This is a genomic window from uncultured Porticoccus sp. (assembly GCF_963975625.1).
Lineage (GTDB): Bacteria > Pseudomonadota > Gammaproteobacteria > Pseudomonadales > Porticoccaceae > Porticoccus.
Genome location: NZ_CAXBHS010000003.1, coordinates 180590 through 194542 on the forward strand (window position 1 = coordinate 180590; position 13953 = coordinate 194542).

At 54.6% G+C, this 13953-nt stretch carries 14 protein-coding genes; 7 read left to right on the plus strand and 7 right to left on the minus strand.

Annotation, left to right across the window (positions count from 1 at the left end):
- Positions 1-25: 25 nt before the first annotated feature.
- The 4 genes from AACZ64_RS04710 to AACZ64_RS04725 all read right to left on the minus strand — a co-directional run bounded on the left by AACZ64_RS04710 (position 26) and on the right by AACZ64_RS04725 (position 2440).
- Positions 26-484 carry a DUF393 domain-containing protein gene (locus AACZ64_RS04710; protein ID WP_293614728.1) on the minus strand — a complete coding sequence of 153 codons (459 nt, stop codon included), beginning with the start codon at positions 482-484 and terminating at the stop codon, positions 26-28.
- Positions 474-1484, minus strand: coding sequence for an FAD-dependent oxidoreductase (locus AACZ64_RS04715; protein WP_293614729.1), 1011 nt, complete (start codon positions 1482-1484; stop codon positions 474-476). Before AACZ64_RS04715 ends, AACZ64_RS04710 begins: the two co-directional genes overlap by 11 nt.
- Positions 1485-1536: 52 nt before the next feature.
- Positions 1537-2010 (minus strand): glutathione peroxidase, encoded by a 474-nt coding sequence (locus AACZ64_RS04720; RefSeq protein WP_339639741.1) that lies wholly within the window; start codon positions 2008-2010, stop codon positions 1537-1539.
- Between the two features lie 124 nt (positions 2011-2134).
- A complete protein-coding gene (locus tag AACZ64_RS04725; RefSeq protein ID WP_293614731.1) occupies positions 2135-2440 on the minus strand; it encodes a hypothetical protein in 306 nt (101 codons plus the stop codon).
- A 64-nt stretch (positions 2441-2504) separates the two neighbouring features.
- Here AACZ64_RS04725 and AACZ64_RS04730 point away from each other — a divergent pair, with 64 nt between their 5' ends.
- Genes AACZ64_RS04730 through AACZ64_RS04745 form a run of 4 tightly spaced genes read left to right on the plus strand, consistent with a single transcriptional unit; the run spans position 2505 to position 5005 of the window.
- Entirely contained in the window at positions 2505-3086 is a 582-nt protein-coding gene (locus AACZ64_RS04730) for a DUF2878 domain-containing protein (RefSeq protein ID WP_293614732.1), read from the plus strand.
- The gene (locus tag AACZ64_RS04735) at positions 3073-3576 is read left to right on the plus strand and encodes a chalcone isomerase family protein (protein WP_293614733.1); all 504 of its coding nucleotides are present in this window, start codon (positions 3073-3075) and stop codon (positions 3574-3576) included. The genes AACZ64_RS04730 and AACZ64_RS04735 overlap by 14 nt, the downstream gene beginning before the upstream one ends.
- A gap of 15 nt (positions 3577-3591) precedes the next feature.
- Positions 3592-4158 carry a DUF3833 domain-containing protein gene (locus AACZ64_RS04740; protein WP_293614734.1) on the plus strand — a complete coding sequence of 189 codons (567 nt, stop codon included), beginning with the start codon at positions 3592-3594 and terminating at the stop codon, positions 4156-4158.
- A 58-nt stretch (positions 4159-4216) separates the two neighbouring features.
- Entirely contained in the window at positions 4217-5005 is a 789-nt protein-coding gene (locus AACZ64_RS04745; RefSeq protein ID WP_293614735.1) for an SDR family NAD(P)-dependent oxidoreductase, read from the plus strand.
- Positions 5006-5154: 149 nt separating this feature from the next.
- Here the strand turns inward: AACZ64_RS04745 and AACZ64_RS04750 are convergent, their stop codons facing one another.
- The gene (locus AACZ64_RS04750; protein WP_339639740.1) at positions 5155-7560 is read right to left on the minus strand and encodes an acyl-CoA dehydrogenase; all 2406 of its coding nucleotides are present in this window, start codon (positions 7558-7560) and stop codon (positions 5155-5157) included.
- A gap of 253 nt (positions 7561-7813) precedes the next feature.
- On the opposite strand from AACZ64_RS04750, the gene AACZ64_RS04755 reads away from it, so the two are divergent.
- The 3 genes from AACZ64_RS04755 to AACZ64_RS04765 are packed head-to-tail and all read left to right on the plus strand — an operon-like array spanning position 7814 to position 9551.
- Positions 7814-8638 carry a methyltransferase domain-containing protein gene (locus AACZ64_RS04755; RefSeq protein ID WP_293615735.1) on the plus strand — a complete coding sequence of 275 codons (825 nt, stop codon included), beginning with the start codon at positions 7814-7816 and terminating at the stop codon, positions 8636-8638.
- A gap of 12 nt (positions 8639-8650) precedes the next feature.
- Positions 8651-9301, plus strand: a complete 651-nt coding sequence (locus AACZ64_RS04760; protein ID WP_293615734.1) for an MBOAT family O-acyltransferase — start codon at positions 8651-8653, stop codon at positions 9299-9301.
- Between the two features lie 34 nt (positions 9302-9335).
- Positions 9336-9551: a hypothetical protein gene (locus AACZ64_RS04765; RefSeq protein WP_293615733.1), complete on the plus strand. Its 216-nt coding sequence runs from the start codon at positions 9336-9338 to the stop codon at positions 9549-9551.
- Between the two features lie 127 nt (positions 9552-9678).
- Here the strand turns inward: AACZ64_RS04765 and AACZ64_RS04770 are convergent, their stop codons facing one another.
- Positions 9679-12714, minus strand: a complete 3036-nt coding sequence (locus tag AACZ64_RS04770; protein ID WP_293615732.1) for an efflux RND transporter permease subunit — start codon at positions 12712-12714, stop codon at positions 9679-9681.
- Positions 12714-13814 carry an efflux RND transporter periplasmic adaptor subunit gene (locus tag AACZ64_RS04775; RefSeq protein WP_293615731.1) on the minus strand — a complete coding sequence of 367 codons (1101 nt, stop codon included), beginning with the start codon at positions 13812-13814 and terminating at the stop codon, positions 12714-12716. The genes AACZ64_RS04770 and AACZ64_RS04775 overlap by 1 nt, the downstream gene beginning before the upstream one ends.
- Between the last annotated feature and the right edge of the window lie 139 nt (positions 13815-13953).

Below are 13953 nucleotides of genomic sequence, written 5' to 3' on the forward strand. Positions count from 1 at the left end.
TCTGTTCGAATAGCGCAGCAGGGGCTCAGTGTTTTTTTGTGTCTATCGCACAAGTGTTGCTGAAGCCCCTTTGGCAGGCACGCCGGTAACGTGCCCGTGCAAAATGTTCGTAGGCCCAGTTCAACAACGGTGTCAGATGAAAATATTCAACGGTTCGGGCCAGATACCGGTAGACCGGCAGGGCATGCCAGAGGGTGAGGAATGCCTCGGCTCCCTGAGTTACGCGGCCGCCCCTGTCGATTACATGAAACCGTCGCATGGCCTCGTGCAGTGTGATGCCGAACTCGTCGAGGAGCGCGGTGTTCTTTGAAATATCATCCCAGACAAGCTGACCGGTATGATCCCGCTTTATGTAATGGTGAATTTCTTTCTGGCAGATGGGGCAGCTGCCATCATAGAAGACAATGACCTTGCCCGGCTTGTTCAGAGCCAAGGGGAAGGTATTTCCGATTCCAGGATCGGATGCGGCTGCTTTATTCGCCATTCTGGTATGCCTGCAGATTGATGGAGACGGCTTTATGATTGGTGAGAAGTTTGTCGGCCAGGTGATTGGCGCTCAGCCACGCCCCCTCGCTGCCGGTGTACGCCAACCAGTCCGAGCAGACACCAATTCTGTTTTTCGGACACCACAGATACTCGGCGGAATCAGCAGACCCGTGCCTGGCGTATAGCCAACGGTGGGTGCGCAGTGCTGCAATCTCCAGGGGCTCCTCCATGACGGATTGGAAGGCTTTAATCAGCTCGGTGCCCACCTGTTTCGGGGCAGACGTTTGATGCCTTTTACTCCATTTTGGGTTGGCTTCCAGCAGCCAGGTTTCAGCAAATGGTCCGGCGCTGCGCCCGGGTTTGCTGCTGTTGCAGATGGCTCTTGCCAACAACGGGTGTCTGCCGCTGAACAGATCAACCGGTTTTTTGGTCTTCTGACGTAAACCCAGAGCCACCACCCAGGTGGGTATCGATTCTGCAGATCTTGCCAATTCTGCAAAGCGGGGTATTGCGGTCAGCAATGGTTCAGCCTGGGGTGCCGGTGTTGTGACAATCACAGCCTGATGGGTATTCAGCAATTGCCCGACATCGTTTTCGACGGCGACGCCCTCCGAGCCGGGATGCAATTTGCCTACACGGGTTGAAAAACAGAATGCTGCGCTACCCAGCAGGTTTCGTGTCAGGGTAGTTTGTTTCGGTGCTGCCAGATACACCGAAACAGGATCCAGCTCCAGACCGGTAAAGTCTCTGTGTGATGGCGTAAAACGCTGTATTTCGGATCGATCTTCCAGCCAGCTCCGAAATCTGTCAGAAACGGGTTCAAACCAGGGCGCGCCTAGGTCCACGATGGCTTCTGCCAGGCCACTGCTGGCTTGGCGGCCACCTGTGCCACGGCTTTTCTCATAGACCGTGACCTGATAACCCACCTCCAGTAAGCGCTCGGTCAAGGTGGTACCAGCCAGACCGGCGCCTATCACGGCAATGCTCTGATGTCTCATTGGTATCGTCAACTTGGCGTGCTCCGGTTCTGGTGAATGTTATCGGTTCAATTCAAAGAAGTGCCTTCACAGCTTTGCGAAACCGTCGGCTTTCCGGTGAGGTGACACTGCTGAACACTTCGACTACTTCGCCTTCGCGGTTGATCAGGTACTTGTAAAAGTTCCATTTTGGATAGGTGCCGGAGGTGTCGCCAAGGTAGGTCCATAGGGGGTCGGCATCGCCCTTGCGTACACGGGTCTTGGCAAACATCGGAAATTGCACGCCATAGGTGACACGGCAGAAGTTCTGGATTTCTTCGGCTGTCCCCGGCTCCTGATTGCCAAACTGATTGGACGGAAAACCGAGCACCACCAGGCCCTGATCACCGAACTCCCGGTAAAGTGCTTCCAGTCCCTCGTACTGCCCGGTAAACCCGCATTTGCTGGCGGTATTGACAATAATCAGCACCTTGCCGGCGTAGGTCTTGCAAAAGTCCACCGGTTTTTCATCAATCAAATCCGGCGCAGTAAACTGGTAAATATTCATGCAGTTGGCCTGTTGGGTGTCAGTGTCTGTCGTTATTGCTTCCTCCGATGCGGCGATATTGACGCAGAGGATTGACAGAAAAGTGGTCATTGCCAGGACGAGTCTGTTCAAGGGTGAATCTCTCCTAAAATGTCAGTGACATAGCGGGCCTTGTCGCGGCTGAACGGTCACCGGCGCAGGCTTCATCGTGACTGACGATCTGCACCAGTTCAGCGCGGTGCACGCCAGCGGAGCGACAAAGCGCATAGGCCTCACCCAAATGGCGACAGGACATCACCTCTCCCTCGCGGGTCTTGATCAGTTGCCTTCGCAGTTGCCCATTCTCAAAAAAAGCCACCTGAAGCACCATCGGCGCACAGGCATTCTGGATAAATCGCACGGTATCCAATTGCCGCATTTTTCGTAAATGCTTCAAAAGCTTGATCGTCATTACTGCTACCTGTTGATGGTGCGGTTGTCCCTGATCAATACGCGCTGTCTGGGGGCCTGGATCAGTGACCGATGATCTGACTGTAGTGGTAAATCGTAACAGTTACATTACAGCGGGAGATCAAACCTTGTTTTCTGGCATTTCCGAGTGTTTCTGGATCAACCTAATCGGCTTTCAGCTCATCTGGTGGTTGTCTGTGTTACTGGGTAATAGTGCAGTTCCGGTAGTTTTGTTACTGCTGGTGTTGCATCTGACCTTTCACCGCCAGCCACTGCTTGAAGCCCGTGTATTACTGGTGTGTGCAATATTGGGTTTTACGGTTGATGCCTTGCTTACCCTCGGCGGTGTGTTCGTTTTCAACCAGGGTAGCCCTTTGCCCCCGGTCTGGCTGGTACTACTGTGGCTGGGGTTTGCCGCCACTCTTCGTCAATGCCTGCGGTTTTTTTCCAGGCGCCACCTACTCTCCGCAGTCGTCGGGTCAGTGGCCGGGGCGCTGACCTACTGGGCGGCGATTAATCTGGGGGCGGCAGATTTCGGTTTTGCGGTGGTTCCTTCCCTGATGCTTCTGGCGGTCGTCTGGATGGGGTTATTTCCGGCACTGATGTCGCTGGCAGACCGGCTGGGAGGTGATCGTGTACAGGTTTAGTCGGGCACTGCTACTGATATTGTTGTCATTCTTTGTTGTTTCGGTACAGGCCGTGCCCGTGCCGGACCGGTTGCAGTCTGTGGGCCATGCAGAGCTCCGAGTTTTTTTTATGAAGGTCTACCGCGCCGAACTCTACAGTGTCACCGGACGTTACGAGAGATTACAGGGACCTCTGATGCTGAGGCTTACCTATCGACGGGATATAAGCAGTACCCGGCTGGTAAAGGAAACCCGCAAACAGATCGGCGATTTGCCGGACGAACAACTGGACCGATGGATGGCGCACCTGGCTAATATCTGGCCGAACCTGGCAGAGGGCGATGAGCTGACTTTTTATATGGACCCGGAGGATCGGGGCCATTTTCATCACAACGGTCAATACATCGGTTCCGTGGAAGATCCTGTGTTTGCCAAAGCCTTTTTGAATATCTGGTTGGCAGACGATAGTGCCTACCCAAAACTGACCCGAAAACTTCGGGGTGAACGCTGAAAAGAGGAGTTTTTAATGGCCCGCAATGTATCAAAAAGTATTTGTCTCGCTGGCCTGTTATTGGCAGGTTGCTCCTCCACGATTACCGATTACCAACATGAAACACCGGAGCTGCACCTGGACAAATTCTTCAACGGCCATCTGGTGGCCTATGGCATGGTGCAGGATTATCGTGGCAAGGTGATTCGCCGTTTCAGGGCGGAAATCAATGCCTCCTGGCAGGATGGGGAAGGGGTTCTGGACGAACAGTTTTTCTTCAATGATGGCGAACAGCAAACCCGCTGCTGGCGACTCACCAAAACCGGCAATCAATATACCGGTACGGCCGGAGACGTGGTGGGCCAGGCATCGGGCACTACCGAGGGCAATGCGCTGAACTGGCAATACGTGCTGGAAATTCCTGTCAATGGCAAAGTACGCCACATTAAGCTGAATGACTGGCTCTATCTGGTGGATGAAAACAATTTGATCAACCGCGCCACCATGAGCAAATTTGGTATCCCTGTGGGTGAGATCACGCTTTACATTCGCCGGGAATCTGATCAACCCGCCGATGATGTCTGGCCCGCCTGTCAGGCCTAGGGTGTCATCTGGAGAGTACGTGAGTTAGAGAATCATTTTGGAGACAGCAAAGACGACCATGAATGTTAAACAGAAAATGCAAACACCCTGGCACTGTATATGGATTACCGGTGCAGGGCGGGGTATCGGTGCGGCACTGGCACACTTGTTTTGTGAACGTGGCGCAACGGTCTATGGTTCTGCCCGCAATCTCGACGAGCTCAACCAGCTGCAGTCATCGCTGGCCTCTGCGCCCGGGAAATTTATTCCGGTTCCCCTGGATATCCGTCGCCCCGCCGAAATAGCCGCTCTGTTTGAACGCTGGGACAGAGAACAACGGTTTCCGGAACTGGTGGTATTGAACGCGGGGACCCATGACCCCGCCAGTGCAGAGGCCTTTTCTGCCCAGCGCTGCCGCAGACTGTTGGACATCAACCTTCAGGGTACGATCAACTGCCTCGATCCGGTTTTGCATCGCTACCTTGCCGACCGGAGGGGCCACATTGCTGTGATGGCCTCCGTCGCTGGCTACCGGGGCTTGCCAACGGCGGCGGCATACTGTGCCAGCAAGGCGGCACTGATCAGTCTGTGTGAATCGCTGTACATGGATTTACATGGCACAGGGGTGCGATTGCAGGTAATCAATCCCGGTTTTGTCCGAACACCGTTGACCGATAAAAACACCTTTCAGATGCCCGCGTTGATGGAGGCAGACGATGCCGCTATGGCTATTTATCGGGGGCTGCTGTCCAGTCGCTTCGAGATTGCTTTCCCACGGCGATTTGTATTCTGGATGAAATTGCTGCGATTGCTGCCGAATCGGCTTTACTTGTCACTGATGCGCCGGGCGACCCAGAAATCGCTATAAATCCTTTGTTGAAGCCCGTTTCATTGAGAGACCTGGCTGACTTAAAGATCATCCGGGTCGCAAGCGCTGCAGGACAAACCGGTGGTTCACCACCGGCAAAACACTGTAATTCTGTTGCCATTGGTTGTTACTCTGGCTCTCAACCCCGTCTATAGCGCTTTGAAGTGATCTGTCAGCAGGCAGTCATAGCGCTGTTTGTCGTAGGTTTTAATCGGCTCAATATCAGCAGCGCCGATGATGCCCTGTTCAGCTGCGCTGGCCAGTGCCAAATCCAGATTATCAGGATGTTGCAGAAGCCCCTTGTTGCGTGCACGAACGAATGCTTGCCAGGGTTTGTCTATTTTGAGCAATGCCTGAAAGGTTGATTCAACCCGCCCCACAGGATCCAGTGGATCTTCGTTGAGATACACGAATTGGCTCAGTGCCTGCCGCACGGAGTTCGGCTCCATGATCAGGCTGCCGAGTTGACGAATCTGATGATCATCCGGGGCCCGGTGAATACGCCCCAAAGGGAAACAGGTGAATGCCAGAATTTTGCCGAGCCACCGCAGAGGGAAGTTGTCACAAAATGCCAGCAACGCCTGTTGGGCCCTGAACAGGGAGCGCTGCACTGCATAACGGGCATGTGCTTCTGTATCATCGTTCTGTTGGTTGGCATCGTGGTACTTGAGGACACTGCAGGCAATAAACAGCTCGCTGTGGACGTCGCCAAGTCGGGCGGACAACAGCTCCCGCCGCTTGATATCTCCACCGAGTATACCCAGGGCTACGTCTGAGCAACTGGCCAGAGCCACACTGAGATGGTTAATTCGCTGATACCAGCGACGACTGAAATCAGAAGCGTCGTCGGGTACCGGGCTGAAGCGTGCCGCGGTGACGCCGTACAGCTTGAGCCGTGCGATATTGCTGAAAATGTGTCCCAGATGTTGCCGGAAAAGGGGATCAAATTCATCCAGTCCCGCTTGCTCATCGCCATGTTGCAACGTTTTTAATTCGGCATAGAGATAGGGGTGGCAGCGCATGGCACCTTGGCCAAAAATCATCAGGGAGCGAGTCAGAATATTGGCGCCTTCCACGGTGATGGCCACCGGTACCGAGTGGTACATTGAACCGAGAAAATTGCGCGGTCCCAATTGAATGGCCCGGCCACCCACCACGTCCATGGCCTGATTGACGATCTGCCGCATCCGCTCAGTGGCATGGAGTTTGGCCATGGCGGTCAGTACCGAGGGCGCGCCATCCGCCAGCCCCCGGGTTACCATCTGCCGCATTGCTTCCAGTGTATAAGCCCCTGCGGCAATTTCAGCGGTGGCCTCCTGAACGCCCTCAAATTTGCCAATTTCCATATTGAACTGGCGGCGGATCCGGGCAAAGGCGCCGACGGTGAGGTAACACATCTCACCGCTGGCAGTTGCCAGGGCCGGCAGGGATACGCCGCGCCCTGCGCCCAGACATTCGATCAGCATCCGCCAGCCTTTGCCGGCCATGTCGGCACCGCCGATAATCCAGTCGATCGGGATGAACACATCGGTGCCGCTAATGGGCCCGTTCATGAATGGAGCGCCCGGGTTGTGGCGGCGACCGATCTCGACACCGGGGTGGTCAGCGGGCAACAGGGCACAGGTAATACCGTATTCCACGGTGTCCGGGTCGCCGAGCAAGCCGTCCGGATCCCGCAGTTTGAAGGCGAGGCCAATTGCCGTCGCCACCGGTGCCAGGGTGATCCAGCGTTTGCTGAAAGTCAGGCTGAGCCCGAGTACTTCCTCGCCATTATGTTGCCCCATACAGACGATGCCGAGATCCGGAATCGAGCCTGCATCTGATCCGGCTTCCGGGCCGGTCAGGCCGAAGCAGGGGAGTTCTGTGCCATTGGCCAGCCCTGGCAACCAGCGCTGTTTCTGTTCTTCAGTGCCGTATTTCACCAGCAGTTCGCCAGGGCCCAGTGAATTCGGCACCATGGCAGTGACTGCGGCCGTGGGGGAACAACTGGCTATTTTGCTCATGATGCGACTCTGCGCGTAAGGACTGAAATCCAGCCCGCCAAACTCCTCCGGGATGATCAGACCGAAAAAGCCGTTTTTTCTCAGATACTCCCAGACCTCCGGCGAGAGATCCTGTCGCTGATGGACATCCCATTCATCGATAAGCTGACACAGCTCCACTACTTCATTGTCGAGAAATTGCTGTTCCCGCTCACTGAGCTGCGGCAGGGCAATGGCAGCAAACTGATGCCAGTCCGGCCTGCCGCTAAACAGCTCTTTTTCCCACCAGGTGGTGCCAGCCTCCAGGGCCTCCTGCTCGGTTTTACTGATGGTGGGCATGGACTTTCGCAGCATGTGATACATCGGTTTAATCAGCAATTGCTGGCGCCACCGGGGATGATTGAGGAGGATGGATATACCGACCGTCACCAATAATATCAGCCACATACCGCTGCAATAGATTGTCAGCAAAATGGTACCGACCACCATAACCAGGGAGCCGGTTTGCAATGGCGGGCGGTAATAAAATACGGCTGAGAGTAAACCGATAAACAGCAACAGTGATAATAACATAGTCTTTCCACCCTTTTTCGGCAGGCTCATGAGGCCTTCTTGCGTACCAATGATTGCAACCTTAGACGATTCCGTGCCTCTCGCCCAGTGGTTGTTGTATCATCATGATCGTCTAGGATAGTCTGGATTTTCTGACCTGCAGTGATTTGGCGCAGGTGAGAGAGCATCTCACAACAATGGATCACCACTGAGTTCCGGTTCGAGCTGTCGGCGCTGATTGTGATCATCGATAAAACAGGATTCTTTGTCACCCTTGCCCGCGATCAAAAACACAGAATTCGACCTCGATAAGAAGGCACTGGCCAATCGTTTTGGCTCCCGTGCGGAGAGTTATGAGGCCGCGACACCTGTCCAGAAAGTGATGGGGCAATGTCTGCTGGACAGAATTCGCAGTGAGCAGCCCAATGGCGGTGTTCGGGAGATTCTTGAAGTGGGTTGCGGCACTGGTCGGCTCACCAGAGCGCTCAAAGCCCTGTTTCCCTCAGCGAATATAACAGCCATCGATATATCACAGGAGATGATCGACCATGCCAAAAAACAGGTGCCGGGACCGGCCTACCTGGTTATCGACGCTGAAGAGTATCTGCAATCACTGAACAGACAGTTTGATCTGATCGTCTCGAATGCAACGGTGCAATGGTTTGTTCACCTGGATAAGGCTATCGGCAGAATGTGTTCGGCTCTTGCCCCGGGGGGATTTCTGGCGCTGGGCACCTTCGCCGAGCGCACCTTCTGTGAGTTGGCAGACGCCTTTAATTGTGCCTATCAGAAAAACCAGCTCGCTGTTCAAAACCACGTAGTGCCGATGAAGTCTGTCGATTACCTCCGCCAGACACTGCCGGAGGCCGAGTTGGTCGAGCGGGATATTCTTGCTCACTTTGCCGATGTCAGGACATTTTTACAGTCCATCAAAGATGCCGGGGCCGTGAACTCCCAGGCGGGCCAGCGACCGATTCCGAGGACTGTGCTCAGGGATATGCCCCACTACTACGAGGCACTCTATAAAAAACCCGGTAGTCGCGAAATTCAGGCCACCTACCACGCTTGCTTTCTGTTCTATCGCCGACCCCCAGGTTAGAGTCCGGCCACAATGTTGTTCAACTCCTATCTTTTCCTGCTGGTTTTTCTGCCACTGGTATTGGCCGGTTTTTACGGTGTAGGCCATGTTGCAGGACGTACCGGGGGCTTGCTCTGGCTGGTTGTCGCCTCGCTGATTTTTTATGCCAGCTGGGAGCTGTCCTATCTCTGGCTGCTGCTGGCATCGCTGTTATTCAATTATTTTTCTGCGGTGCTCATCCGTAAACTGTCCCGTTACCGGCGGTTGTGCCTATGGATTGCAGTACTGGCCAACGTGGGGCTACTGTTTTATTTCAAACTGGTCATCGCTGTTTTTGGCGGCAACGGTGCAGCCTTCAGTACGACCCACCATATCCTGATCCCTCTTGGAATATCTTTTATTACCTTCCAGCAAATTGCCTTTCTGGTGGACACCTACAAGGGCAAACTTACGGAAGGCAGTGCACTCGAGTACGTGCTTTTTATCACGTTTTTCCCACAGTTGATCATGGGCCCGATTGTCCATTACCGCGAACTGCAACCCCAGTTCAGAAGCGCCGGGTTATTTCGTTGGAATCCGGATAACTTCTCTCTGGGAATGTGTATTTTTATTGTTGGTTTGTTCAAAAAAGTGGTGCCGGGTAACGCTGACGGATTTTTCGACCATTTCCTCCTTTACCAGTGAGCCATTTCCTGAGCTGGGCGATAACCGGCATCGAATGCAATGGTATTGGGAGTCGAGTCATTACAATCATGAAATGGGGCAGATGGTCATTGATCGATTGTGGAATCACGACGATAGCCATGACGGTTTTGGCAAAAACCTTACCGCTGAAAATATTGCCGGGTGGCTGGACGAAGAGCGGAGCAATCTGAACGCGCTGGTACGCAGCCAGCCGATGCTGGTAAAGGAAATCAGCGATTTAGTTCGCTAGGCCCTGATTTGGTTGCATCTGTGGTGACTAAAAAACGCCAATAACGGCTGGCGTTTTGATAGTCCCGAACTGGGGATTCAGTGCGGTTGATTCACCCCGCGATGAGGAGCGCACTATCCGGCCGTGGTTAGTGCGCTTTTTGGTGGCTGCCCGCCAGCAGGCAATAGAAGGCTGGCAGTACAAACAGGGTCAGCAATGTCCCGATACCCAACCCTGTGGCAATGGTAAGACCAATCGCAAAGCGACTTTCTGCACCGGGTCCCGCCGCCATTAACAGTGGCACCATGGCAACCACCAGCGCGACGGACGTCATGAGGATAGGGCGCAACCGGATGGCCGAGGCCTCTATTACGGCATCGAGCTTACTGAGTTGCCGGTCGGCCTGCAGCTGGTTGGCAAATTCTACGATCAGAATACCGTTCTTGCTGACCACGCCGATCAGTGTGATCAGGCCCACCTGGGTGTAAATATTCATGGTCGCCGCACCCATCATGATAAATGCCATAGCCCCGGCCACCGACAGCGGTACCGTGACCAGGATAATGATCGGATCTCGCCAGCTTTCAAACTGGGCGGCAAGCACCAGATAGATTACCAGCAGTGAGAGGAAAAAAGTCACCATCAGGGCTCCGCCCTGTTGCTTGAACTGCCGCGATTGCCCTTTGTAGTCGTAATTGAAGCCAGCCGGAAACAGCTCGGCCGCTTTTTGCTCAAGAAATGTGATCGCATCACCCATGGCGACGCCGGGTTGCGTGACACCCTCAAGCGCGATGGCATTGAGCTGATTGTGCTGGGTGCGGGATGAGGGTTCGACCTGCTGCTCGAAATCCACCAGGTTGCTGAGAGGGATCAGGTCACCCGAATCGGCCCGAATGTAGTAGTTTTTCAGGTCATCTATTGACGCCCGGTCGCTGCGCTCCACCTGGGGAATCACCTCGTAGGAACGACCCTGCATGTTAAAGCGGTTGATATAGCCGCCGCCCAGCATATTGGCCAGCGACCGACCGATATCACCCATAGAGAGTCCCAGATCGGCGGCCCGGTCGCGGTCAATCACAATCTTGTTGATCGGGCGGTCGATCTCAATGGATTTCTGTAGGAACATGAAGTTGCCGCTGGCCATGGCGCTTCCCAGCAGTTCATCGGCCAGCGTATCGATCTCTTCATAACTTTTGCCCGAGGTGATCACGAACTGCAACGGCAGACCATTGCCAGCTCCCGGTATCGGCGGTCGGGGGAATACAGAGATGCGCACACCGGGGATTTTGGACATGGCTTGCTGCATCAGAGGTTCCACTTCGAACTGGGATATCTCCCGTTCGTCCCAGGGTTTCATCTTGAAGCCGCCAAACATCGAATTGGCACTGCCTCGGCCAATCAGCAGAAAAGTCTCATCGTAACCCGGCAGCTCTTCAAAAATTTCCTGCATCTGGTTGCCGTAACCTTCCATATATTCCAGTGTTGCCGTTTGGGGGGCGGCACCCATAAACAGCAGAATGCCCTGATCCTCTGGTGGTGCCAGCTCATTCTGGCTCAGCTGCAACATGAAATAGATGGATGCGAGAAGTACCAGCGCGAAAAAAACCACGACCCATACCGACTGCAGTACAAAAGCCAGTGAGCGCTGATAACCGCCGGCGAGCCGGTTGAAGCTGCGCTCGACAAAGCCCTCAAAGCGGGATGGGTTACCGTGGGGCTTGAGTATCTTGCCGGATATCATGGGGGAGAGCGTCAGGGCGACCACCCCGGATATCAGCACGGCACCTGCCAGCGTGAAAGCAAACTCTGTGAACAGGGAGCCAACTAGCCCACCCATGAAACCGATCGGTGCATAGACAGCCACCAGGGTCGTGGTCATGGCGATAATCGGAGTTGCCATTTCCCGAGCACCATTCAGTGCTGCTTCAAAGCGACTTTCACCGTTTTCGATATGGCGGTGAACGTTCTCCACAATAATAATGGCATCATCCACCACCAGCCCAATGGCCAGCACCATTGCCAGCAGTGTCAGCAGGTTGAGCGAAAAGCCCAGTATCAACATGATCAGTGCGCCGCCAATCAGCGATAGCGGTACGGCGATGGATGGAACAATGGCTGCCCGCAGGGAGCCTAATGTCAGAAAGATCACCAGCAGGACGATAATCACCGCTTCGCCCAGCGTCTTGATAACCTCCTTGATGGAGCTGTCGATAAATTCCGAGGCATCGTAGGGCAGTTCCACCAGCATGCCTTCGGGCAGCTGTGATCGAATATCCGGCAATTCAGCACGTACCAGTGCGGCAACATCCAGAGGGTTGGCGCCCGGTGCGATTTCGATGGCGATGTAGGTCGAGGGCTTGCCTTTGTAGTTGTTGATGGAGTCGTAAGTCTGTGATCCCAGCTCACTGCGGGCGATATCGCCGAGACGAATGATACTGTCGTCGGTCTGTTTAATGACCAGGTTGCGGAACTGCTCCGGATTGTTGACGTCGGTGTTGCTGGTCAGGTCGATGCGCACCAGTTCGTCCCGGGTACTGCCAATACCGGCGAGATAATTGTTGTTCAGTAGAATCTCGATCAGGTCGCGCGGGGTCATGTCGATTGCGGCCAGTCGCTGCGGATCAATCCAGACCCGCTGGGCAAAGGTTCTGCCCATCAATTCGGCCTTGCCAACCCCGGCTAGTGCCTGCAGTCTCGGCTGCACCTGTCGGGTAAGGTAGTCAGTAATCTGTGGAACCTTGATGGTGTCGCTGTAAAAAGCGATATACATCAGCGCGGTACTGTCCCCGGTGGTCGAGCTGATCACCGGGTCCCGCACGGCCTCCGGCAACACATCCCGCTTCGAGGCGACCTTGGCCTGAATTTCTGCCAGTGCATCATTGGCGTCGTAGTTCAGGACCATTCTGGCCTCGATGGTCGAGATACCCTGTTGACTGGTGGAGGATAGGTAGTCTATCCCTTCGGCCTCAGCAATGGCCTGTTGCAGCGGGATGGTCACGAAACCCTTGACCAGTTCAGAATCCGCGCCCGGATAGGCCGTGGAGACCGTCACCGTGGTGCTCTCCAGTTCCGGGTACTGGCGGACTTCCAGTTCCAGGATTGCGCGCAACCCCATTAGCAGAATGAGCAGGCTGACTACGGTGGACAGCACCGGTCGGCGAACAAAAATATCCGTAAAACGCATTAGTTGGCAGCCTTGTCGGAGGTCGCCGAGTCGACAATCTCAACGGCCTGACCATTGCGCAGCCGCAGCAGACCGGTGGCAACCACCTGTTCATCTTTTTTCACGCCACTGGTGACCGATACCCTGCCGCCCCGGACTTCGCCAGTGGTGACACTGCGCCGTTGCACTGTTTTTTGCTGACCTTCTCCAGACTCGATGACAAACACAAAGTCGCCATAGGTGTTGTAGGAAATCGCCGTGCGCGGCAGAGTGAGTACCCGGTCCTGCTGACCGCGATAGGTGCTGACATTGGCAAACATACCCGGTCGCAGCCGATGTTCCGGGTTGGGTAATTCGGCACGCACGGTAAGGGTTCTGCTTTCTGTGCTGACGGATGTCTCCAGGGCCAGCACTGCGCCAGTGAACAGTTGTCCGGGATGGGCGGCGACACGGACTTCAACCTTGTCCCCCACGCTGATGCGCGGAAGATCCCGTTCGGGGATTGTAAAATCCACATAGATGGGATCGAGCATACTAAGCTGCACGATGGGAGTGCCTACTTCAAGAAATTGACCGAGGTCGACCATGCGCAGTCCGATAATACTGTCGAAAGGGGCGCGGATACGTTTCTTGTTCAGGATGGCCTGCTGTTCGTGAACCCGGGCCTCAGCGGCTTCCAGGGTGGCCTTTGCCTCATCGAAGGCCGACTGGGAAATGGTTTTGCCCCGGATCAGGTTGGAATAACGCTCGAACTGTTGAAGCGCCAGCCGTTGTTCGGCTTTCAGGGTTTCCAGCGCGGCCTGATCTGTATCGGTGTTGAGTTTCAGAAGCAAATCACCGGCGCTGACCTGCTGGCCGGATTCAAATTCAATGTGCTCAACCACGCCCGCCATCTCATTGGCAATCCGTATACCGTTGACTGCCCGAACGCTACCAATTGCCGAGAGCGACTGCGGCCAGGAATCCTCCACCACGCGGGTTGCCTCTACCACCGAGGGTGGCGGAGCCTGACTCATCAGGGCTTGCTGTTGCTTTATCTGCTGCATTTTCCAGGCAAACAGGCTGCCCAGAATCAGGGTTAGCACAACAATAACAGTTATCAGTCTGGCGGTAGTTTTCATAGGATCAACGAACACTTTTTTAAGGCGGGTGTCGGGAAGGTTAAAACATCCAGCACCACGAAGGGTGAGCAAACATTTTACACAGATATTTACGATTGGCTATAAACGCTCGTCTAATTGTTTTGTCTTATGCAAGATC